Source organism: Rhizobium sp. Root149, from assembly GCF_001427345.1.
Classification (GTDB): Bacteria; Pseudomonadota; Alphaproteobacteria; order Rhizobiales; family Rhizobiaceae; genus Neorhizobium; species Neorhizobium rhizoryzae.
On the sequence record NZ_LMGD01000001.1, the window covers coordinates 427959 to 449613 of the forward strand.

The window sequence follows — 21655 nt, forward strand, 5'->3', positions numbered from 1 at the left end:
CGCATCACTTGCCCCACCGCATGGTTTCAAGACCGAAGGTGCGCTCGAACGGATCGATGGCAGCCTTCTCCAGCTTTGGCGAGACGGCAACTGTCTGCTGATACCAGGCAACGGGGATGACCGGCAGGTCTGCCTGGATCGCCGCAACCGCCTGATGACGAAGCGTCTCGCCTTGGCTGGCATCGGCAATGCGCGTCAGCCCGTCGAGCGCCTGCTGGAAGCTTGCGTTCGTCCAGTTCATCGCGCCCCAATCGCCACCCGTCGGGCCGTAATCGGAGAGCATGGTGCCGATCGGATCCGGCACGAGGGCGAAGTTGCGCGCCATCAGCCCCAGTTCCAGCGTGCCGTTCTGGTGCCTGGCGGGGATTTCGCTGGAATTGGTCGAATTGATCGTCACCTCGACGCCGATTTCTTTCCACTGCTCCTGCAGGACCGCCGCCAGCAGAGGCAGTTCGGGGCGATCCGGATAGGTGGTGAGGGTCAGCGCGAAACGCTTGCCATCCTTGACCAGAATGCCATCGGGGCCCTTTTTCCACCCAAGGCTGGCGAGCAGGCCCTCAGCCTTTTCCGGATCGTAGCTGAGCGGAGAAAGGGATGCATCATGCCAGATGCCAAGGCTTGGCGGGAAAAGCTGCGTGGCCGCTGCGGGATAACGCAGGATGGCGGTGGCGAGACCTTCACGATCTATGGCAAGGCTCAAAGCCTCGCGCGCCTTCACATCGCTCAGGAAAGCATGGCCGGCATTGAGCTTGATCAGCACGCTGCGGGGAATGGACACCGAAAGCAGCTTCACCTTGTCGCTCTTGGCAAGGCGGGTACGGCTGGCCGGATCGAGGTTGAAGACATAATCCGCGTCACCGCTTTCGGCCATCAGGGCGCGGGTTTCAGCGCGGCTGACGGACAGATAGCGGGCCTGCTCGATCTCAGGTTTTGCGCCCCAATAGCCATCGAAGCGCTCGACCGCGAGGCTTTGCGGTGCTTCCAGCTTTGTCAGCTTGAAGGGGCCGCTGCCGATGATGGATTTGACATCAGCGCCAGCATAGGATGCGGGCGCGAGGATCTGGGCACGGCTTTCGGCGAGGAAAGCCAGAAGCGGGGCGAAAGGCTTCGAAAGCGTGATCTTCACCACCGCCTCGCCTTCTGCCGTGATGGCCTCAATCGGCGCCTTGCTGAGAAGACCCGGCTTGGCGCGGGCAATGTTGAGCGCGGAGGCAACCGCTTCTGCCATCAGCGCGGACCCATCATGGAAGCGGACATTCGGTTGAAGCGTGAAGGTCCATGTCTTGCCGTCTTCCGAAACAGTCCACTGCTTGGCCAGTGCGGGAACAGGATTGCCCTGCGCATCCGCCTCGACCAGCGTTTCCACAATCGCCATGCGCAGGAAAACATCACCGGATTTTGCCGGATCGAGACCGGTGATCTCGAAGGGCGCAACCACATCCACCACGCGATCTTCCGCCGCGAAGACCGATGAATTTGCAAAGAGAAGACTGACAGCAACGCCTGCCATGAGGTTTCTGAACATGAGTCACCATAAATGTTATACAATTACGTTGCTCATAAACAGCAAATCAGGCGTTGTCCATGGGGTGAAATCCGGGAAAATGTGGATGGCGATTGCGGACTGTCAGTCCTGGCGCAGCTTCACCGTCACGCCCTTGGCCGCAAAGAAGGCCAGTCCCGAAAGGCAGGCGGACGCACCCCAGAGATAGAAGATCGCAGATGTCGGGGTCTGTGCCGAAAGCTGGGCCTGCGCGCCAAACAGGGATGCCAGCCCGCCGATGACGCTGGAGCCGAAGACGAAGCCGCTGGTTTCCAGCGAGGGCAGAAGGGCACTTGTCGTCATGCGATGTTCGGGATCCGCGTCTTCGATGACGGCATGGCTGGCACTGGCAAAAGCCATGGCAAAGCCTACGCCGTTGAACACCTGACCGACGAGAACCAAAGGCAGGACGAGCGTGTAAAGCCCGCTCGAGACGAGGGCCGCGCCACAGATCTGCAAAAGCGGACCAATGCGCATGATGCGCTGGCGCATGGCCAGATTGTCGATCCCGCCGATGGGTATAGCCGCCACGCTCCAGCTCATCGACAGCGTGATGAGAACCAGCCCGACCTTGACCGGAGCAAGCCCCAGCCGGTGATGCAGCGTATAGGCGAGGAATACGGTGGAGACGCTTTGCGCGCTCATCATCAGAAACAGCAGCCAGCTGCCGCAGCCGACCGTGGACGAGACGGTGAACAGGCGCGGCGGGATGAGCCTGTGCGGCGTCACGGGCGTCTCGGCGCGTTTCTCCTTCGGCAGGGCAAAGGGCATGACGATGAAGAACAGGGCAACAACCGGAACACTGACCGCCAGCGCTGCGCGCCAACCCACATGCTCTACCGTCAGCCCACCCGCGAACGGCCCCAGCACGGCGGCTGCGGCCCAGAGCACGGCCTCCACGGCAAAGATGCGTGGCACAAGTTTTGGCGGAAAGAGATCGGCAATCAGCGAATAGGACAGAGCGACAATCCAGCCATCGGCCAGCCCCTGCGCGACACGACCCGCCAGCAGCATGGGCGCATTGAGGGCGGTGAACTGGATGAAGATTCCCACCAGATAGATGACCCCTGCCCCGGAGAGCGCCAGGCGCGCGCCGAACCGTCGCCGCAATGGCGAGGCTGATAACCCGCCGACAATCACAAAGGCAAAGAAGGCCGCATAGACAAATGGCAGGAAGGCAATGCCGCCCAGCGCCTCCAGTGCAATGGGCAGAACCGGGGCAATCGCCACCTCGTTGAAGGCGTGCAGGCCGATACCGGCTGAAATGGCAAGCAGACGCAGACCGTAAGGCGCACCAAGGATCTGACGCCAGCCGGTAGCGGTCGGCTCATCATCTTCAGGCGCTGTTCGGTGAGAGGATTGCTGATCCATGCCATGTCTCCACCCCTCAGCACTTAGAACAAGGGGCAGAAAGGTGTAGAGCCGGAACCTGCCGCAAGGTCAATGAAATTGGTGCACGGCGGAATCCTGAAACCACAGTACACAACATGATTGTAAGATCCCCTCCCCGACCCTCCCCACAAGGGGGAGGGAGCAGGTCGAGCATGCCGTTACCCTGAGACCTCACGAAATTTGGACCTCGCAAGCCGGGTGGCCGCCGAGAATGCGAGGGTACTCCCCCCCTTGTGGGGAGGGGTTTGTCTGAAAGTGCAGCCGTTCGTGTCGTGTATGTTCCCTGGAGTTCGCGGACCAGTCCATTTGCAACAGGTTCCGCAGAGCCCCATATATCCCACAGGATGAGAAGGATCGTTCCAGGATCGACCATGGCCAGAAAGCACAGGGAAAAGGTTCCCGAATGGTACAAGCCGCCGCAGGAGGTGATCTGCCCGATCTGCGGCCGTGACATTCCCGAAGACCAGCGCGACGAGCATCACCTCGTGCCGAAAAGTCGTGGCGGGCGGGTTACCCAGACCTTGCACCGCATCTGCCACCGGCAGATCCATGCCCTGTTTTCTGAAGTCGAACTTGAAACTACCTATGCCAGTGCGGAAGCCCTGCTGTCCCACCCGGAAATGGCGAAATTCGCGGCGTGGGTCGCCAGGAAGCCACCCGGATTCTTCGATGGAACCCGCCGCAGCAATCGCCGCAAGGAAAAGGGTCAGAACCGCTGGTGAGTGTCTTAGAATTTGACAAAAGCCAGAAACGGGCTGCTTTTCCTGTCAATTCCCCGATGAGGTTTTGACAGCGAGGTCTGCCGCGGCTTAAGGCCCCTCATCAGATTTACCAATGAAGGATGAGCGCCATGGCCGCCGATGACGATGAATATGTGTATGACGAGGCGACCGGCGACTGGCGTCCAGCTTCGGAACTGAAAGCCGAAGCGGCGAAGGCTTCAGAAGTACGCGATGCCTCCGGCAATGTTCTCGCGGATGGCGATAGCGTCGTGCTGGTCAAGGACCTCAAGGTCAAGGGCGCCGGACAGACCCTGAAGCAAGGCACTGTTATTCGCTCCATCCGCTTGACGGACAACCCGGAAGAAATCGACTGCCGTCACGATGCGATCAAGGGTCTCGTGCTGCGGACGGAATTTGTTCGCAAGCGGTAACCGGCTTTCAAAGACCCGAAATCTCCGCCACCTTGAGCGCAAAGCCGGTGGCGGGGTGGGAGATAGCGGCACTGGTGGCCTGCAGCGACAGGCTGTGCGCCTCGGTGCGAATGCGATGTTCGTAGATGCGAACCGCCGCCCGCAGCCGCGTTGGCGGTATGAAGGCGAATTCGGAATAGGTGTGATCTATCGCCGTTCCCGCCTCGTGACGGGTCGACTGGACGGGCGCGGCAGACGGTCGGAACAGAGCGCCCGCAGGCATATCCGCCTCGGCTCCATCAAACTCGATATAGGTCTTGCCGCCCAGGACCATGGAACGGCCAAGAGGCCCAAGAACCGACCGCAACAGCGCGCGATCCCGCGCCAGCAGCACCCGCATGCCCGGAATTCCTTTCCGTGAACTGGGTGCCAGGATGAGCGGATGCGCCCTGCCCTGCTCCGCCACCACCACAAAGGCGGCGCAACCCAGCGCCTGATGATCGTGCAAAACCTGCCGATCGTTATCAGACAGTGCAACAGCTTCCGCTTCTGCCTCTTTCAGCGACAGCAGGCAAATGCCGGATGCCGCGGGCTGCATGGAGACCATGGGCGTTGCGACGATGATCATGCCCTCGGAGTGATCGACAAAGCCGATGCGTCGATTGATGTCGCGCATCGAGGGAGAGGCCGTCAGATCGGTGTATTCGACATCCGTCTCGGTCAGGAGACGCCGCATGAAGAGCGTCGTTCTCCATTCATGGCCGGGAGCCAGATAGAAAGCAGCGACATTGATGCGCTTGCGAACTTTCCCGTCCGACGCCTCGGGCGCGCTCGGGATCATGAGGCAGATGCCGATATCCTGCCCTTTCAACTCCGCAATCTGGCCAATCACGCCATCGCTCCGGCCTGCTGCGTAGTTCAGCAGTTTTTGCACCGTCTCCGCCCATTCCGAATGAGACAGAGAGGAGAAACCGGCTGAAAGCAGCGCAGCAGCAGCAGAGGCCTCGGACGGATTGATCGAGCGAAGCTTCATGCAGGCGTCCGGGAGCCCACGAAGTGTTCGAGACTTGCCAGCGTGTCGATCTGGGTGATGTCGAAATCCTCATCCGACAGATCGACGCCAAAATCGGTTTCCAGCGCCAGAAGAACCTCGGTCGCCGCCACGGAATCCAGAAGACCCGACGAAAACAGGGGCTCAGTGCCGGTGATTTCGGCGATACCCCGCTCGCTGAGAAGGTTCATCACCATTGCCCGAATGGATGCGTTTGGCGTCTCGTTCATGTCTTTTCCTTCATTCGGCTGCATCGGATCTTGCTGCCTTTATTGCCTCTTCCAACTGCTGGAACAGGGCGCGCCGGTCGACTTTCCCGTTGATATTGACCGGCAAGCTGTTCTGGATGCGGATCTCTGATGGCACCATGTAGCGCGGCAAGGATTGCAGCATCGCCGCCTCGATCTCGCTTGCGGCTTTGTCACTACAGCAGAAGCCCACCAGCCCCTGCGCCGAGCCATCCACCACCGGCCAGGCGACAACCGCCACCACATCCGTTTCGGCGGCCGTTCGCAGATGCGCCTCCACCTCTTCCAGCTCAATGCGGTTGCCCTTGAGCTTCACCTGGTTATCGGTACGACCGAGATGATGATAGGTGCCGGTCTTATCCCGCATGCCCAGATCACCCGTCAGATACCAGCGCTTGCCACGAATAGTGCGGAAGCGATCCGCCGTCTGTTCCGGTGCGCCGAGATAGCCAATGGCCAGTTGGGGGCCGGAGAGCGCAATTTCACCCGGAACGCCATCCGGCAGCACCTGTTGCTCGCTATCGAGGATCGCGATTTCCATGCTGTCATAGGGCTTGCCGATGGCCAGAATGCCGCGCCCCTTTGTTTCCACGGGCGGGACTGTGAGCCGCTGGCGCATACAGATGACGGTGCCTTCTGTCGGGCCATAAATGTTTTCAACCACACCATTGGGCGTTGCTGCCGCCCAGGCTTCAGCCGCGGCCACCGGCAAAGGTTCACCGCAGAAGATGGAGAGGCGAAGGCTCGGAAAGATGCCGGGTTTCAGGGAGCCATTGCGCCGCATCATGGCAATCAGCGTTGGCACTGACATCCAGACGGTGATTTCCCGCGCCCGGACGAAACGCCCCGGCGCCATCATTTCCAGCGAAGAGAGAATATGGAGCGAGGCACCCGCCTCCACGCAAAGAAAAAGGTTGTGCACCGTCAGGTCGAAGGTGACGTCACAGGTTTCGGCAAGGCGATCGTCCGGCGTCAGCGCCGTCCAGCTACGGCTTTCAGCAAGATAATTCGCCAGCGATCCGGCAGAGATCATCACACCCTTGGGCAGACCCGTCGTGCCGGATGTGAAGATGATATAGGCGAGATCGTCGGCTTCCACCGGCACCGGATGAACAAGAGGTTTGGCCTCGATCTCCGATACATGCACGATATGCTGGCCCGAGCGGGAGGGCGCGGGCTTCTTCGCGGCATCGGCAATCACGATGCAATCGGGCGCAGCAGCCAGCACATCCGGCGTCAGCAGGGAGGCGCCGTTGACATCGGCGACCAGCGCATCAAGCTCCATGAGGCCGAGAAGCGTAACAATGCGGCTTTCCGGCCATTTGAGATTGATCGGCACATAGGCGGCAGCGGCAAAGCCAGCGGCCAGAATGCCTGCGTAAGCTTCAAAACTGCGGGTTGCCAGAATGCCCACGCGCCTGGGGCGCCCCTTTTGCGAGAAATGCCCCGCAAGGCGGCGGACAGTCTCGCCCATCTGGCCATAGCTCACATTGCGGGAAGCATCCGAATAGAACAGCCGGTCCGCATGCGCCACGGTGGACCGGAAGAAACCGCTCGCACTATTGAAGTCCACCACCAGATCCGCCTCCGCCCAGAGCCTTGGTTGCCATGAAGTTGTGAGCAGCGTTCTAGCGAGATTCCCTAAACATCACGTTTGCCGGATCCACCCGCGATACGGATCGCGGGATGACGAATGCGTGTTCAGCGAGTGTGGTTAATACAACTTTGACGAAACCCCCACCGCTTCAAGCTGCCCAGAATGCCGCGCACCAGCGCCCGGCCGATCTGGTTTGCCACCTGGCTGGCCACGGAACGTGGCGGCGCCTTCTTAGGCAAAAATCCAAATCAACTAAATCAATACCCTCTTAAATTGCATTAACACATCAAAATCGATTGTATGTCGGTTGCATTCAACATTATGATGAGCTCGCCGATTTGCCGACCCAAAGGTCGCAAAGATGTCGCTGCTTGAAAGCAGCAGCAAGACTTCGGGCGCAGCAGGTCAAAGCCTGGACAGCACACCTGCCACGCCCGCTCGAAACCGGCGAAATGGTTCGCCGGTCACCAAGGAGAATAGAATGCCAAGTTTCAGTGGAGATAACAACAACAACACCCTGGATTATCGAGCCTATTCGTATGCCCCCCTTCGATTTGGCCAGCTGATCAGGCATGGCTCACTGTCAACGGACTAGGCGGCAACGATACGATCCACGGAAGCATCTATCCTGACAGCCTCAACGGTAGTGAGGGCAATGACACACTCTATGGTTACAACGGTAATGACCTGCTCGATGGCGGAAACGGGGTCGATATCCTCTATGGAGGCGATGGAAACGATTCCCTCAATGGCGGAGCGGACGATGATACATTGTACGGTGAAGCGGGCACCGATACGCTTGCGGGAGATGGCGGCAACGACATCATGTATGGTGGCGCTGGAAATGATGTCTTCATAGGCGGAGCTGGAAACGATCAGCTCTGGGGTGGCACTGGCAATGACATTTTTTATGGTGATCAAGGTGCCGATACCATTAGAGGCGAAGCTGGCGATGATCGGATGTGGGGCGGATCAGGGAATGACCATTACTACTTTAACGGACAAGGCTTCGACCGCATAAACGACGGCGTGACGAATACGGGAGCTGCTCGGACAGATGGAGCTTTTGACACGGAAGACGTCTTATACGTTAGCTACGCGGCTAACGACCTCGGTCTGAATAGGATCGGCAATGACCTCGTAATTTTCTCTAACGCAGACGCAGTTGATAATATCCTCAACAGCTCTGTAGTGATTGAAAACTTCTTCCTCGGGAGCCACTACGTTGTCGAAGTGGTGGCTACCTCAAGTGGCGCTGGTCCAGCATATGATTTGACAGGCCTACTGGCAGCTTAAACAACCAATTTGAAAAAACAGAGATCGAGGAGACATCAGCTCTCCTCGATTTTTTCAGCAAATCAACTTTCTAGGCATCGCCGATTTGCATTTGCTCAAGATAGTCTTGTCGCTTTTGCTTCATCTCCTGAAGCTGGGCGTATTCTGGATCCGCATACATGGCGTCATAGTCAATCCATGGCCTTGGTATTTCCGGTTGCGGAAGTGCTTCGAATTGAGCCTGTGTTAATGCCGTCTCCTGTTTGACGACACGACCGCCGAGAGCCTTGGCGATGGCTTTTGCCGTTCTTTCAGCCAGATCCGGGCCAACAGTGCCATTCAAACTGCCCATGACATCCCTGTAACGCTCGCTCCAGGCAGGATCTTTCGAAACGGCAATTCCCTGATTGTCAATCGTGGCAACGCCCTTGCCCTTCACGACGATCTCTGCATAGGGTCTTGTTCCACCCCATTGCGACGGGTCTGGCGGCTCCGGCATGTGGGTATATCGATGATTAAGACCTTCCTCAAAGCCTTTGAGCATTTGCTGAGAAAGACCTTCCGGATTTTCCCAATCAGGCTTTATTTCTTGCAGATCGCTTACGCTCCAAATGGACGAAATCCCAAATAGTTTTCCCTGAAAATTGGTTGTTGCCGTTGAAGGTGTGGTGTCGATTGGAACTCCAGAACCTGACGCGTCGACCGCAATCTTGACCTCCGGTTTCGTTTCACGCTGCTGATTGCTGTACAAGGCGTCATACGCGCTTTCAGGGGCTCTGTTCGATGAGGCTGTATTGGCGCGGTATGAGAGTGAAGCATAATATGAAGTTGATGCTACTGAAGTCATCAAAACTCTCCTTCCTAATATGCCGGAAGGATAGTCTCCATGCCTTGCGTCAACCTATCCTTGCACAACCGTGGGCAGTCATCACCGCTTCAAACTGCCCAGAATGCCGCGCACCAGGGCCCGACCGATCTGGTTTGCCACCTGGCTTGCCACGGAACGGGCAGCGCTTTTCATGGCTGCTTCGATGACCGTTTCGCGCTGATAGCCGGCTCGCCCTGCTCCTGCCTTCTTGCGCGGCGCTTCTTCTTCCTCTGCCTCATCATTGCCAAAGCCGGGAAGCGACCAGCGGCCTGCGGCGCTATCTTCTCTCGGTGCGGGTGCCGCTTCCGGCTCCACTTCCGCGCGTTTTGGCACCGGTGCCTTGCCCGCCTTTTCAGCACGCGCCATGAGAATTTCAAAGGCGGATTCGCGGTCGATATCCTTGTCGTACTGACCGGCGACAGGGCTGGTGTTCAGGATCTTGCGACGCTCGTCATCGGTCAGCGGTCCGATGCGGGCTGCCGGAGGGCGGATCAGCGTGCGCTCTACCATGGAGGGTGCGCCCTTGCCTTCCAGTGTCGAGACCAGCGCCTCACCCGTGCCAAGCTGGGTGATGGCCTCATCCGTCTTGAATTCCGGGTTGGCGCGGAAGGTATCGGCTGCCGTTTTCACCGCCTTCTGCTCGCGCGGCGTATAGGCACGCAGTGCATGTTGGACGCGGTTGCCGAGCTGGGCGAGAACCGTTTCCGGCACATCGAGCGGGTTCTGCGTGATGAAATAAACGCCCACACCCTTGGAACGGATGAGGCGAACCACTTGCTCCACCCGTTCCAGCAGTACTTTCGGCGCTTCAGAGAACAGAAGATGCGCCTCGTCGAAGAAGAAGACGAGACGCGGCTTTTCCGGATCGCCCACTTCCGGCAGTTCCTCGAACAGTTCCGATAGCAGCCAGAGCAGGAAGGTGGCGTAGAGACGCGGGTTCATCATGAGCTTGTCGGCGGCGAGCACGGAAATGACGCCGCGCCCATCCTGGCTGGTGCGCATGATATCGGTGATCTTCAGCGCCGGTTCGCCGAAGAAGTGTTCTGCGCCCTGTTGTTCCAGCACCAGCAGACCACGCTGGAGGGAGCCGACCGATGCCTTGGACACGAAGCCGTAACGCTGCGAAATCTCGCCCGCATGCTCTCCCATATAGGTGAGGAGTGCCTGAAGATCCTTGAGGTCCAGCAGCGGCAGACCGCCCTCATCGGCAATCTTGAAGGCGATGTTGAGGACGCCTTCCTGCGCTTCCGTCGCATCCATCAGGCGGGCCAGAAGCAGCGGCCCCATTTCCGCAATGGTGGTACGAACGCGATGGCCCTTTTCACCATAGAGATCCCAGAAAATCGTCGGGAAGGCGGCGTTGTCATAGTCGGCGAACTGGATCTGCTCGGCGCGCTTCAGCAAAAAATCTTTCGGCTCACCCATGGCGGCGATGCCGGACAGATCTCCCTTGATATCCGAACAGAAGACGGGAACGCCCGCCGCGGAAAACCCTTCCGCCATGACCTGCAGCGTCACCGTCTTGCCCGTTCCCGTGGCGCCGGTCACGAGACCATGGCGGTTGCCGAACTTCAGATGCAGGTATTCCGCCTTCTTCAGCGTGTCATCCGGTTTGCGGCTGCCGCCCAGAAAAAGTTTTCCCGCGTCATCCATGCAACTGCCTCCCGGTTATGAACGTTCAAGTGTTTGCAAATGTATAGGCTGCCGTTTGCGGAACGGCAACGCCTGACAGGACGCGGGGGCAAGGCGAGAAGGGGCAAAGCCATGGTGGATATGATGACGGCAGCGGAACGCGAACATGGGCGGCATGCGGAGCATCCGGGCCAGATCCCCTTCAAGGGCATGAAAGATGTGTTGTACCGCGTCTATGTCTCGCTGACGCAGGATCGCGTGATGCTGGTGGCGGCAGGTGTGACCTTCTACCTGCTTCTGGCGCTGTTTCCGGCCATGGGCGCTCTCGTTTCCGTCTATGGTTTCGTGGCCGACCCGACGACGATTGCCGACCGCATTCTGTTTCTCGCACAGGTCATGCCTTCCGACGGCCTGAACATTTTCATCGATCAGTTGAAGGCCCTGGCGACAGAACAGAAAAGTGCGCTGAGCTTCGGCCTCATCTTCGGTCTTCTGGTGGCGCTGTGGAGTGCGAACAACGGCATCAAGGCGCTGTTCGAGGCCATGAACATTGCCTATGGCGAGGAAGAGAAGCGCAGTTTCTTCAAGCTGAACCTTGTGTCGCTGACCTTTACCTTTGGCGGGATTCTGGCGGCCATCATCATCATCGTGGCACTTGGCGTGGTTCCGGCCATGATTGCATTTCTGCATCTGGATGAAACGGCAGAGATGCTGCTCAGCCTGTTGCGCTGGCCGTTGCTGCTGGTGCTGGCCACGATCGGCATCTGCATGCTGTATCGCTATGGGCCCAGCCGCGAACCGGCCAAGATGCGCTGGCTGACCTGGGGTGCAGCGTTTGCGGCACTGTTCTGGTTGCTCGGCTCTCTTGGCGTGACCTTCTATCTCTCGCATGTGGCAGACTACAACGCGACCTATGGCACGCTGGGCGCGCTGATCGGCTTTCTGTTCTGGACGTGGATTTCAGCAATCATCGTTATCCTTGGTGCCGAACTGAACGCGGAACTGGAACACCAGACGGCGATGGATTCCACCACCGGGAACCCGAAGCCACTCGGCCAGCGAGGTGCCGTCATGGCAGATACGGTAGGCGAAACGCTGACTTGACGGATCCTTCCCTCCTCCCGCAAAACTGCTGTGGCACAACCCCTTGCCCACCTTGCCAGCGACCGCGGATTTCTTTACTTTGACGTGAACGTCAAAAAACCTTGAGGAGAGTTTGATGAACGAGCTGGTCACCCGCGTGGCGGACAATGTTGGTATCGCACCGGATGTCGCCGAAAAGGCCGTGGGCATGATGCTGGGCTTTCTGCAGCGCGAAGCCGATGATGGCGCCGTTGCCCGCATGATCGAAGCCATTCCCGGCGCGCCGGAACTGGTTGCCAAGTTCAACGGTGAAGGCGCTGGTGGCGGCGGACTTCTGGGCGGACTGATGGCAAGCCTCGGCGGCGGTGTCATGGCACTTGGCCAGCAGCTGATGGGCCTCGGCCTCGGCATGGGAGAGATCACGTCACTCGCACGCGAAACAATCGCCGTTGCCCGCGAACATGCCGGTTCTGAAACCGTGGACCAGGTTGTGGGTTCGGTTCCGGGCCTCAGCCAGTTCGTCTGACACGACGCTTTCTATCTGTATTTCAAGACGCCGACTTGCCTGTGCAGGTCGGCGTTTTTCATGGGCGATTGAAGAGACTTTGCACAACTGATATTCGCAGCCAGTAGAATTTATTCAACCTAAAGAAGCAATTGATAATGTTGTCGATTGACAACTTTGTATTTCGAGGTTTATGAATGCGTAGTCGTCATCCGAAAAAGGACGTTGAGACGGTTCTCTGTGAGCTGGAAGCGTTGGGGTGGACTGTCGAGGTTCGGGGCAGCGGCCATGCATGGGGCCTTTTGCGGTGCCCGGCCAACGCAAGGGACTGCCGTGACGACAAATATTGCCAGATGACAATCAATTCGACCCCGCAGAATCCGTCAAACCATGCGGCCAAGCTGAAACAGAAGGCGCTGGCTTGCATCAAACAGGCGGAGAAGGAGACGATGAATGACACGTGAAGTCTTTGAATTCGAACTGGTGTTCGAACTCCCCTCCACTGAAAACGATGCCTATTCGCTCTCTGATGCAGTATTTGCTGCCGGATACGAAGATGCGGTCATCGGAACCGGCAATCCAAAGCTGCTGGGCGTGGAACTGGAGGCAGAAGGCACGGATGCTACCGATGCCATTCTATCCGCTGCGAAGAACATATTGCGAAACCTGCCTGCGGGAACCCGTCTGCGCGAGTTTCGTCCAGATCTCGTCAGCCTTGCAGACGTGGCTGAGAAATTGAATGTGAAGCGTCAGGCTCTGCAGAAGCGCGCCGAAATGCCGCTTCCCAGCCTGGGCGGGCTCTACCGTATCGACGAGCTGGCCGATACGTTCGGCAAAATTGCGCGCGACGGGGGGCGCAAGACACGCCTCAATCTCTCCCAGGCCATGAAGTGGCTGGCAGCAGGCAAGGCGGCACGGCAGCTGAATGCGCGGCTGACAATGCAGGAGCTCGATCCCGTCTCTCTGGAACTACGATCGAAGCCCAATTTCTAATTCTCCCTCAGAAACCCCCTGTTAACCACAATTTGAAAAACTAAAATTGTATCTAATTTTCCGCCGCTTTTGCCCAATATGGTAGCAGGACTGGCAATTCGGGGGTTTTCGATGAGTGGATGGGTGCGCACCATGTGGCGACGCGCGACGCAGGCAATGGTTCTGACGCTGGCGGTTGCCGCGTCCACGCCTGCACTGGCGGGATATGCGCATTTCATCATGGATGCCAATAGCGGCAAGGTTCTGGATGCCGAGGACGCCGATACGCTGAACCATCCGGCCTCGCTGACCAAGATGATGACGCTCTATATGGTGTTCGAGGCGCTGCATGACGGTCGCCTGCGCTGGGACCAGCGCATCGTGATGTCGGCCAATGGCGCGCGCACTACGCCCACCAAGCTGGGCCTCAGACAGGGCGAAACCTATACGGTGCGCGAGGCGGTTCTGGGCATGATCGTAAAATCCGCCAATGACGTGGCGGAAGGAATTGGCGATCACCTCTATGGATCGGAAGACAAATTTGCCGCTGCCATGACGCGCAAGGCGCGCCAGCTCGGCATGAGCCGGACCGTGTTTCGCAATGGCTCCGGCCTGCCAGACAGCCAACAGGTGACGACGGCGCGGGACATGGCGCGGCTCGGGCTGGCGCTCATTCGCGACTTCCCGCAGGAATACCGCCTGTTTTCTACCCAGTCCTTTGCCTTTCGCGGCAGAACCATTCGTGGCCACAACAACCTGATGTATCGCTACAAGGGCATGGACGGAATCAAGACCGGCTACACCAATGCCAGCGGTTTCAACCTCGTCAGCGCCGTAAATGACAACGGCCGCCGCGTGATTGGCGTTGTTCTGGGCGGCCGCACCGCCCGTGCCCGCGATGCGCAAATGGCTTCGCTGCTGGACAAGGCCATGCCGAAGGCCGGCACACGCACCGGTGCAGGCCTTGTGGCGGAAGCGCCCAGCAGCCCGGCGCCGCTGTTCCCGACGCGCCTGCCGCGCAACAATGTGCCGATGCCGGTGGTGGCGCAGGAAGTGGCAACGACGCAGCCTCCGCGACCCGCCTCCCCTGCCATGTCCGCACCGCCTGTGGCTGCCGTTGCACCGGTTCGCCCGGTTGTGGCCGAGCGCTATCAGCCGGTGCCATCCGCACCTGTTCGCAGCCAGCCGGAACAGGCTCCGACACAGGTCGCGTCCGTCTCACCATCCTCTGCAAGTCTTGGCTATGCTGCGCCTTCGAAATCGGATCTCGCGCCACCGGCAGACCTGCCCTTCAAGACAGCGGCCGCTCCCGGCTGGCGCGTGCAACTCGGTGCCACCGGCAACGAAGGCGAAGCCATCAGCCTGCTGGGCCGCGCGATGGACAAGCTCGACGGCAAGTTCCAGAACCTGACGCCCTACACGGAAACGGTTCACAGCGGCTCTTCCACCTTGCACCGCGCCCGCTTCTCCGGCTTCTCCAATCAGGCAGCGGCACAATCGGCCTGCAAGCTTCTGTCATCCGCCAAGTTCGCATGCCAGGTGGTGCCAGCGGGCGGTTGAGAGCTATGCCTCAGCAACACATGACATGAAAAAGGCGCCGGATCGGCGCCTTTTTCTTGATTTAGTTCAGCGGTGATGCGGCAAGGTGGCGGCTAGGTCTTTCAGCTTGTCGATAGAGGTTGTTGCACCGCCGCAGACAATGACCAGCAAACGTTCATAGCCGGGCCCGTATATCGGCGCGGAATAGGCAACCGTCAATGCTGCTCCGCAAGCCGGCTCCACAACCACCCGATGATCATCCGCGAAGCGAAGGCTGGCCCCGACCGCTGCCCGATCATCCACAACCACGCTTTCAACAGGCCTGTTCTGGCTGATCCGAAACGCGTGTTCGGAGACTTTGCGCGCGCCAAGAGAGGTTGCGATGCTGGTGATGGCAGGCAGTTGCACCAACTCCCCAGCGTCGATCGCCGCCGAAAGGGAGTCAGCGCCGTGCGTCTCGACCGCGATGATGGGAACATCGCCCAGGCCGTTGCGTGCCAGCCCTTCGGCAACACCGCACAGAAGGCCACCGCCGCCGACCGACAGGATGACGGCATCGAAAACGGCTCCGGCTTGGACCACTTCATCAATCACGGTCGCGTGCCCCTGCCACAGGAGCGGATCATCAAAGGGGTGGATGAAGGCAGCGTCCTCTCCCATGGCCTGAAGCGCAAGCTCGTTGGCTTCCTGCCAGGAGGCTCCATGAACCACGACCTCTGCACCTTCCAGCCGGATGAGAGCCTTTGCCTGCTCTGTCGTCGTCTCCGGAACATAGACGGTAACCGGCACCGACAGCTTGCGTCCCGCATAGGCAACGGCCAGCCCGGCATTGCCGCCGGAAGAGGATATGAACCGCCGTTTGCCCCGTGCAACATGGTGTTCACAAGCCGCACCGACGCCACGGATCTTGAAGGAACCGGCTGGCTGCAGGGCATCCATCTTCAAAAGAACCGGACGTTCGGCGGCCAGCGACAGGGCGCGCGATTCAAGCAGAGGCGTATTGATGTGTAAGGGCATGGAAACCTTGCGACGTTTCAAGGATGATGGACAAAGCGGATCGAGAACGATCGAGGCAATGGATACAGGCTTGTCTACAGACATCCAACAAAAAACCCCCGGCGCCTGCCGAGGGTTTCAGTCTGATTGCAATCGAGTTCCAGCTTACTGCCAGACGATGATGCGGGCCTTGTTGGGCACGCGCTCGTAGAGATCGATGATGTCCTGGTTCATCAGGCGCACGCAGCCGGATGACACGGCCTTGCCGATGGAGTTCCATTCCGGATTTCCGTGCAGGCGATAGAGCGTGTCCTTGCCGTTCTGGAAAATGTAGAGCGCACGCGCGCCGAGCGGGTTCATCAGGCCTGGCTCCATGCCGCCCGTGCCCGGACCATATTTGGCGAGCTGCGGCTGACGGGCGACCATTTCGGACGGCGGCGTCCATTTCGGCCATTTCTGACGCCACTGGATGACGCCCTCGCCCTGCCAGGCAAAGCCTTCGCGGCCAATGCCTACACCGTAGCGCATGGCAGTCTGGCCACCGGATTCGACCAGATAGAGGAAGCGCTGCTGCGTATCCACCACCACGGTGCCTGCCGGTTCGCCGGTTTCGTTCGGCACACGCTGGCGATAGAAGCGCGGCGGGATCTTCCAGTAGGGAACCGCCGGAATGACGAAGCCGCCATCGACGATTTCGCCATAGGTCGCGTCCAGTTCCGGCGAGCGGCCGGGTGGGAGAGCGGGAGCGAAAGCGGGCGAAGCGGCCGCGATGGGCGTGAAACGCTGTGGACCAGAGGATGCGCAACCCGCGAGCGTGGATGCAGTGCCGACGGCGAGCAAGCTCAGGAGGCGGCGGCGGCTTAAAAGATCAGTTGTCATGAGGCCGGATATACTTCTTCACTAGAACGGCGGTTGGAACACCGGGCGGTACTCCAAAAAACGCCAACCAACGGATGATCGCGACAATGGTTCCCCGATTGTGGCCAGAAGAAGTATAAGGCGCCTTAATTTAGGAGATAGTGTTGCATCCAGCACCTTAACGTGAGCCGGGTGTGATCATAGAACCACAATATGAGTGCCTGTTGTGTTAGAGCGGAGTTCGACCTGATTGAATCATTCTGCAGCAATGGATTTTCATCAGGATCAAGGATTTTGCCGATGGGCATATCGGGATATACGTCCGAGGCGAAAGCCGAAGGTAATGGCGAAAATACATGCTGCCCAGAGGGTTGGCCGAAACCGGCCGTCCACTTTGTCGAAGGGCTTGGGCGTAGCTTAAGGCTACGCCACTCGCCCTTCTCCTCGTGGAACAACCGGTTTGGGCCAACAGAATTGATCCAATCAGGTCGAATTCCGCTCTAGATGACCACAATTGGGCTGGAGGCAGGGACACGGTCATAGAGATCGATCACGTCCTGATTGAACATGCGCACACAGCCGGATGAGGTGGCTTTGCCGATCGACTGCCAGTCGGGCGTTCCATGGACGCGGTAGAGGGTATCCTTACCATCCTTGAAGATATAGAGGGCGCGCGCGCCGAGCGGATTGTTCAACCCCGGCAGAGCCCCGCCTTCTGCGGCGGCAAACTGGCGCAGTTCCGGCTGGCGCTCAACCATATCCTGTGGCGGTGTCCAGCGCGGCCATTTCGCCTTCCACTGAATGGTGCCCCTGCCCGTCCAGGCGAAACCATCGCGACCGAGACCGACGCCGTAGCGGACCGCCTTGCCACCGGGTTGAACCAGATAGAGAAAGCGTTGCTTCGTATCGACCACGATGGTGCCGGGTGCCTCCATCGTCTGATAGTCCACTTCCTGTCGCAGATACCGGGCATCCACGCGGCTATAGGGAATGGCGGGAAGCGTATGCCCGTCATCGCGGATGCCGGCGTAATAGGTGCGATGCACAGGGTTCGAAACCGGCATGCCATAGGTCTGGTGAAACTGCGTCTGGTAAAGCTGGCGTCTCTGCGGAATGGCCTGCTGCTTCTGCGCCGGCTGCGGCTGCGGTTCAGGCGGCGAGGATGGATTGTAGAACACCGGCGCCGTTTCCTGCACGAAGACATCCGGGTTCATGCGGCTGGTATCGGTCACCAGAATGCAGCCCGACAGCATGGTGGAGGTTGCCATCAATGCGGCGAGCGTGGACAGGAGCTTGGGCTGGCGAGGATGATGCGGCATGAGATCGCTTCCGGCAGATGACGTCGGGCGCGATCATGACAGCCCCAACTTTCGCGAGGCTGGCGTATGCAATCAGTTCTTGAACACATGGCGGTGCCGCGAAACCGCGTCACACCTGTGGGGGCCATGCATCAGGCTCCATATTCCTTGAAGAAGCGGATGCTTTCGACCACGGCACCGGGAACGACGCCGTTGTGGTTTCCCGGCAGAAGACGATGATCGACGCGCATGCCCGCTGCGCGCCCACGCTCGATGGTCAGTTGATGATTGCGGTCGAACGGTCGCTCTTCGGTACCCCGCAACAGAAGCGTCGGGCACTTCAGGCTATGCCCGAAGCACACGGAAGAGCGCATGATGAATTCCTGCGGGTTATGCGGATCGAAGCGGATTTCCTCGTCAAAGCGACCAAAATAGCGCCAGGCATCGACGCCGGCAGACATGGGAACCGATGCCTTGAACATGGGTTCCGCCATGCTGGCCAGCAGGGCCAGCGTTCCACCATTGCTGTGACCCGCCAGATAGAGCCTGTTCTTGTCGACCCCCGGCAGACTTTCCAGATGACGCGCCGCAGCAAGCGCATCCGATGTCTCGTCGTAGAAACCGGAATAATCTCCCGGTTGACCGTTCTCGCCCCGGAAGGAGGGAAGCATGACGACAAAACCCGCATCGGCATAGGGCTTCATCAATTGCCAATGTCCATCTCCGGTCGCATTGCCCCCGTGCAGGAACAGAACGCCGGGCCTCAACTGGTCCGAAGGCTCGTAATCGTTGACCCAGGCGACCAACTGAAGACTTCCGTCCGGTCCGCCCGCATAGGTGATGCGCTGCGCGCCTGGCGGCTTGCCCAGCGGAGAGGACGTTTCCGGCGAAGGCCCCTTGACCAGAAGCCGCGTGCGGAAATGCATGCGGGCCTGCGCATAATCCATCCGCTCCAGCGGCGGCACTTCGGGGATCGGAAATTCCGGCTTGCGCTCTGCTGCTGCGCCTTGAACGGCTGGCGGGATTTGTCCCACTGGCGCTGGCAGAACCTGAGCGCGAGCGAGATAAGGTGCAGCGAGGCTCAAACCTACACCCGAAAGCAAGACACGGCGATTGAGGAGCATGGGCAGACCCGAGACATGACGCGATGCAATAAAAGCTAGCGCGCCGGAGATGAAACTCAAGCGGTCGACGTTCACAACTAGCTGATATGCAAGCACCGCTTCCGCATAGGCGCCGCCGGTTTGGAGCTCATCACCCTCTCCGCCGCACACTTTCGAATCTTGTGCCAATAATTTATTGATGCATCGCACGTATAAATTGATACGTATAATAGATATATAATATATTATGCCAGTGTTATCTGTAATTTAACATGTATAGAATCATTTTTACACCATCTGAACATTCGCGATCGTAGGAAATTGAGAACATGCTCAATAACTTAAACATTTCTCAGAAGGTTTATGGCGGCTTCGGGCTCTTTATCGCCTTATTGTGCATCATTGCGGGTGCGTCGGTCGTGTCGAGCATGTCCTCGAAGGATCATCTGGCAGACTACGAGGACCTGTCGAAACTGGTTGCAGAAAGCAGCCGAATCCAGAGCAGCATGCTGGAGGCGCGGGTCGCCTTCCTTAACTACAGAATGATCCAGATGGAGACGACGAAGAAAGATCTTCTATCCCATCTCGGGGAGGCAGGGGCCACCGCATCCAGGATGATGGCCAAGGCTCGGACCGAAGCGGAAAAGGCGTCGATCTCTGGATTTGCCGAACAGGCCAAGCAGTATGGAGAAAATTTCTCGAAGGTCGCGGGCCTCCAGGAAAACTTGAACAAGGTTGTTGCGGCGCAGGCAGATCTCGGGACGGACCTGATCAAAGCTCTGACGAGGCTGAGCACGGCGCTCAATGATGCCGGCAATGTTGAGGCCGCTTTCGAGATCGGACGTCTGGAACACATGGTGTTCACCATCCAGTTGAACGCGGGAAAATATCTGGCGAGTGGCTCCGAACGTGACTACGAGGCCGCGCAGGATGCGGGCATCGAGGCGCGAGACCAGATCGGCAGCGTCGAAGCGCTGATCAAGGATGCCAAGCAAAAAGCCACGATGAGCGAGGTCGGTCAGAACATCGTAACCTACATTGCGGGCGTGGATGAAAGCCGCAAGCTGGCAAACGAGCGCAACCGCATCATTGATCGAACCATGAACAAGATCGGGCCCAGCCTGACCAAGGCAATCGACGACTTCACGACTGCGCTGAAACAGGAACAGGCCAACCTGGGATCAACGATCGCAGCAACGATGGACAGGAGCGTGCTTACATCTGTCGTGCTGGGGGCCGGCGCCTTCGTTCTGGCAGTCATACTTGCGACGATCATGGCCCGCAGCCTGACAAGGCCGGTTCATGCCCTGACACGCGCCATGGGCGACCTTGCCGCCAACAATCTGGAGACGCAGATACCAGGCCTTCGCGAACGCAACGAGCTGGGTGAAATGGCACGCGCCGTGGACGTGTTCAAGCAGAACGCCATCCGTATGCGGGAACTGACGGCGCAGGAAACCGCCCTTCAGGAAAAGAACGCCGACCTGCAATCCAACATCGCTGTCGTTGTCGATGCCGCCGTTGCCGGTAACTTCAGCAAACGCATCACCAAATCCTATGACAATCCGGCGCTCGATGCCTTTGCGACCAATGTGAACAAGCTGGTGGAATCCGTCGATGCAGGCGTGACAGAGACCCAGCGGGTGGTAGCGTCGCTTGCCCATGGCGACCTTACGGCCTCCATGTCCGGAAACTTCCAGGGTGCGTTCGCCGATCTGCAAACCAACGTCAATGACACCATGCGCACGCTTCGCACGCTGATGGACGAGGTTCGCCATGCGGCGGACATGATCAATGGCGGAGCCGGCGAAATCCGTTCCGCCTCCGACGACCTGTCGCGCAGAACCGAAACACAGGCGGCTGCGCTGGAGGAAACCTCGTCTGCACTTCAGGAGATAACTTCTGCGGTCCGTACCTCGACCGAGAAAGCTCAGTCCTCCAGCCGGATGGTCACGGAAGCGCGCGAGTTCGCCGAGCGTTCATCCGGCGTCGTCGAGCAGGCGACCTCGGCAATGGGACGGATTGAGCAAGCCTCTAGCGAAATCGCCCAGATTACCAATGTGATTGACGAGATCGCCTTCCAGACCAACCTTCTTGCACTGAATGCCGGTGTTGAAGCCGCCCGCGCAGGCGAAGCCGGAAAGGGGTTCGCCGTCGTGGCGCAGGAAGTTCGCGAACTGGCGCAACGCTCTGCAACAGCGGCAAAGGACATCAAGGCGCTGATCAGCAAATCGTCCCATGAGGTGGAGGCTGGCGTTAAACTGGTCGTTTCCACCGGCGAGGCGCTGCGGGAAATCAAGGAGAAAGTCATTGGCGTCGCGACACAGGTGACATCCATCGCACAGGCGGCACAGGAACAATCCACCGGGCTGCTGGAAGTCAGCAATGCGGTGAACCAGATGGACCAGATGACACAGCAGAACGCCGCCATGGTAGAGGAAGCGGCAGCCGGGACCTCGCGCCTGGCGGAGGAAACGGATCACCTCAGATCACTCGTCGCACGCTTCAAGGTTCAAGCCGATACCGCCAGCGGTGGACGACGCGCAGCCTGACCGGTTGATGT

20 protein-coding genes are annotated in these 21655 nt (G+C 59.0%); 8 read left to right on the forward strand and 12 right to left on the reverse strand.

What is annotated here, in order from left to right:
- Nucleotides 1–4: 4 nt before the first annotated feature.
- Together ASD54_RS02065 and ASD54_RS02070 are read right to left on the reverse strand one after the other, a co-directional pair.
- Nucleotides 5–1525, reverse strand: coding sequence for an ABC transporter substrate-binding protein (locus ASD54_RS02065; protein ID WP_062552927.1), 1521 nt, complete (start codon nucleotides 1523–1525; stop codon nucleotides 5–7).
- 102 nt (nucleotides 1526–1627) lie between these two features.
- Complete coding sequence (locus ASD54_RS02070; RefSeq protein ID WP_062552928.1) at nucleotides 1628–2914, reverse strand: MFS transporter; 1287 nt, start codon at nucleotides 2912–2914, stop codon at nucleotides 1628–1630.
- A gap of 392 nt (nucleotides 2915–3306) precedes the next feature.
- Between ASD54_RS02070 and ASD54_RS02075 the strand changes: the two genes are divergently transcribed.
- Both ASD54_RS02075 and ASD54_RS02080 read left to right on the forward strand, forming a co-directional pair.
- On the forward strand, nucleotides 3307–3657 hold the full coding sequence (locus ASD54_RS02075) for an HNH endonuclease signature motif containing protein (RefSeq protein WP_062552929.1): 351 nt from the start codon (nucleotides 3307–3309) through the stop codon (nucleotides 3655–3657).
- Nucleotides 3658–3785: 128 nt separating this feature from the next.
- On the forward strand, nucleotides 3786–4088 hold the full coding sequence (locus ASD54_RS02080) for an alkylphosphonate utilization protein (protein WP_062552930.1): 303 nt from the start codon (nucleotides 3786–3788) through the stop codon (nucleotides 4086–4088).
- Nucleotides 4089–4095: 7 nt separating this feature from the next.
- Here the strand turns inward: ASD54_RS02080 and ASD54_RS02085 are convergent, their stop codons facing one another.
- From ASD54_RS02085 to ASD54_RS02120, 6 genes are all read right to left on the reverse strand, one after another.
- Nucleotides 4096–5100 carry a hypothetical protein gene (locus ASD54_RS02085; protein ID WP_062552931.1) on the reverse strand — a complete coding sequence of 335 codons (1005 nt, stop codon included), beginning with the start codon at nucleotides 5098–5100 and terminating at the stop codon, nucleotides 4096–4098.
- Nucleotides 5097–5348, reverse strand: a complete 252-nt coding sequence (locus tag ASD54_RS02090; RefSeq protein ID WP_162249528.1) for a phosphopantetheine-binding protein — start codon at nucleotides 5346–5348, stop codon at nucleotides 5097–5099. Before ASD54_RS02090 ends, ASD54_RS02085 begins: the two co-directional genes overlap by 4 nt.
- 10 nt (nucleotides 5349–5358) lie before the next feature.
- A complete protein-coding gene (locus ASD54_RS02095; RefSeq protein ID WP_062552933.1) occupies nucleotides 5359–6942 on the reverse strand; it encodes an AMP-binding protein in 1584 nt (527 codons plus the stop codon).
- Nucleotides 6943–7554: 612 nt separating this feature from the next.
- A complete protein-coding gene (locus ASD54_RS27125; RefSeq protein ID WP_062552935.1) occupies nucleotides 7555–7884 on the reverse strand; it encodes a hypothetical protein in 330 nt (109 codons plus the stop codon).
- A gap of 445 nt (nucleotides 7885–8329) precedes the next feature.
- A complete protein-coding gene (locus ASD54_RS02115; protein ID WP_156379019.1) occupies nucleotides 8330–9085 on the reverse strand; it encodes a hypothetical protein in 756 nt (251 codons plus the stop codon).
- An 81-nt stretch (nucleotides 9086–9166) separates the two neighbouring features.
- Complete coding sequence (locus ASD54_RS02120) at nucleotides 9167–10759, reverse strand: helicase HerA-like C-terminal domain-containing protein (RefSeq protein WP_062552938.1); 1593 nt, start codon at nucleotides 10757–10759, stop codon at nucleotides 9167–9169.
- A 123-nt stretch (nucleotides 10760–10882) separates the two neighbouring features.
- Here ASD54_RS02120 and ASD54_RS02125 point away from each other — a divergent pair, with 123 nt between their 5' ends.
- The 5 genes from ASD54_RS02125 (at nucleotide 10883) to ASD54_RS02140 (ending at nucleotide 14858) form a co-directional block, all read left to right on the forward strand.
- A complete protein-coding gene (locus ASD54_RS02125; RefSeq protein WP_062553232.1) occupies nucleotides 10883–11842 on the forward strand; it encodes a YihY/virulence factor BrkB family protein in 960 nt (319 codons plus the stop codon).
- A gap of 115 nt (nucleotides 11843–11957) precedes the next feature.
- Nucleotides 11958–12347 carry a hypothetical protein gene (locus tag ASD54_RS02130; RefSeq protein WP_062552939.1) on the forward strand — a complete coding sequence of 130 codons (390 nt, stop codon included), beginning with the start codon at nucleotides 11958–11960 and terminating at the stop codon, nucleotides 12345–12347.
- A 176-nt stretch (nucleotides 12348–12523) separates the two neighbouring features.
- Complete coding sequence (locus ASD54_RS25900) at nucleotides 12524–12790, forward strand: hypothetical protein (RefSeq protein ID WP_082547019.1); 267 nt, start codon at nucleotides 12524–12526, stop codon at nucleotides 12788–12790.
- The gene (locus ASD54_RS02135) at nucleotides 12780–13319 is read left to right on the forward strand and encodes a hypothetical protein (RefSeq protein ID WP_062552940.1); all 540 of its coding nucleotides are present in this window, start codon (nucleotides 12780–12782) and stop codon (nucleotides 13317–13319) included. Before ASD54_RS25900 ends, ASD54_RS02135 begins: the two co-directional genes overlap by 11 nt.
- Before the next feature lie 111 nt (nucleotides 13320–13430).
- Entirely contained in the window at nucleotides 13431–14858 is a 1428-nt protein-coding gene (locus ASD54_RS02140) for a D-alanyl-D-alanine carboxypeptidase (protein WP_082547020.1), read from the forward strand.
- A gap of 66 nt (nucleotides 14859–14924) precedes the next feature.
- Here ASD54_RS02140 and ASD54_RS02145 read toward each other — a convergent pair whose 3' ends face one another.
- The 4 genes from ASD54_RS02145 to ASD54_RS02160 all read right to left on the reverse strand — a co-directional run bounded on the left by ASD54_RS02145 (nucleotide 14925) and on the right by ASD54_RS02160 (nucleotide 19113).
- On the reverse strand, nucleotides 14925–15854 hold the full coding sequence (locus ASD54_RS02145) for a pyridoxal-phosphate dependent enzyme (protein WP_062553233.1): 930 nt from the start codon (nucleotides 15852–15854) through the stop codon (nucleotides 14925–14927).
- Between the two features lie 144 nt (nucleotides 15855–15998).
- Nucleotides 15999–16712: a L,D-transpeptidase gene (locus ASD54_RS02150; protein ID WP_062552942.1), complete on the reverse strand. Its 714-nt coding sequence runs from the start codon at nucleotides 16710–16712 to the stop codon at nucleotides 15999–16001.
- Nucleotides 16713–17191: 479 nt separating this feature from the next.
- Nucleotides 17192–17959 carry a L,D-transpeptidase gene (locus ASD54_RS02155; protein WP_244484655.1) on the reverse strand — a complete coding sequence of 256 codons (768 nt, stop codon included), beginning with the start codon at nucleotides 17957–17959 and terminating at the stop codon, nucleotides 17192–17194.
- Between the two features lie 182 nt (nucleotides 17960–18141).
- Entirely contained in the window at nucleotides 18142–19113 is a 972-nt protein-coding gene (locus ASD54_RS02160; protein WP_082547047.1) for an alpha/beta fold hydrolase, read from the reverse strand.
- Nucleotides 19114–19421: 308 nt separating this feature from the next.
- On the opposite strand from ASD54_RS02160, the gene ASD54_RS02165 reads away from it, so the two are divergent.
- Nucleotides 19422–21644, forward strand: coding sequence for a methyl-accepting chemotaxis protein (locus tag ASD54_RS02165; RefSeq protein WP_062552944.1), 2223 nt, complete (start codon nucleotides 19422–19424; stop codon nucleotides 21642–21644).
- Nucleotides 21645–21655 lie beyond the last annotated feature (11 nt).

Bases quoted from the DNA above. Each gene is read 5' to 3' on its own strand.
- ASD54_RS02065 (WP_062552927.1), bottom strand. From the start codon at position 1,525: ATGTTCAGAAACCTCATGGCAGGCGTTGCTGTCAGTCTTCTCTTTGCA.
- ASD54_RS02070 (WP_062552928.1), bottom strand. From the start codon at position 2,914: ATGGATCAGCAATCCTCTCACCGAACAGCGCCTGAAGATGATGAGCCG.
- ASD54_RS02075 (WP_062552929.1), top strand. From the start codon at position 3,307: ATGGCCAGAAAGCACAGGGAAAAGGTTCCCGAATGGTACAAGCCGCCG.
- ASD54_RS02080 (WP_062552930.1), top strand. From the start codon at position 3,786: ATGGCCGCCGATGACGATGAATATGTGTATGACGAGGCGACCGGCGAC.
- ASD54_RS02085 (WP_062552931.1), bottom strand. From the start codon at position 5,100: ATGAAGCTTCGCTCGATCAATCCGTCCGAGGCCTCTGCTGCTGCTGCG.
- ASD54_RS02090 (WP_162249528.1), bottom strand. From the start codon at position 5,348: ATGAACGAGACGCCAAACGCATCCATTCGGGCAATGGTGATGAACCTT.
- ASD54_RS02115 (WP_156379019.1), bottom strand. From the start codon at position 9,085: ATGACTTCAGTAGCATCAACTTCATATTATGCTTCACTCTCATACCGC.
- ASD54_RS02120 (WP_062552938.1), bottom strand. From the start codon at position 10,759: ATGGATGACGCGGGAAAACTTTTTCTGGGCGGCAGCCGCAAACCGGAT.
- ASD54_RS02125 (WP_062553232.1), top strand. From the start codon at position 10,883: ATGACGGCAGCGGAACGCGAACATGGGCGGCATGCGGAGCATCCGGGC.
- ASD54_RS02130 (WP_062552939.1), top strand. From the start codon at position 11,958: ATGAACGAGCTGGTCACCCGCGTGGCGGACAATGTTGGTATCGCACCG.
- ASD54_RS25900 (WP_082547019.1), top strand. From the start codon at position 12,524: ATGCGTAGTCGTCATCCGAAAAAGGACGTTGAGACGGTTCTCTGTGAG.
- ASD54_RS02135 (WP_062552940.1), top strand. From the start codon at position 12,780: ATGACACGTGAAGTCTTTGAATTCGAACTGGTGTTCGAACTCCCCTCC.
- ASD54_RS02140 (WP_082547020.1), top strand. From the start codon at position 13,431: ATGAGTGGATGGGTGCGCACCATGTGGCGACGCGCGACGCAGGCAATG.
- ASD54_RS02145 (WP_062553233.1), bottom strand. From the start codon at position 15,854: ATGCCCTTACACATCAATACGCCTCTGCTTGAATCGCGCGCCCTGTCG.
- ASD54_RS02150 (WP_062552942.1), bottom strand. From the start codon at position 16,712: ATGACAACTGATCTTTTAAGCCGCCGCCGCCTCCTGAGCTTGCTCGCC.
- ASD54_RS02155 (WP_244484655.1), bottom strand. From the start codon at position 17,959: ATGGCAACCTCCACCATGCTGTCGGGCTGCATTCTGGTGACCGATACC.
- ASD54_RS02160 (WP_082547047.1), bottom strand. From the start codon at position 19,113: ATGCTCCTCAATCGCCGTGTCTTGCTTTCGGGTGTAGGTTTGAGCCTC.
- ASD54_RS02165 (WP_062552944.1), top strand. From the start codon at position 19,422: ATGCTCAATAACTTAAACATTTCTCAGAAGGTTTATGGCGGCTTCGGG.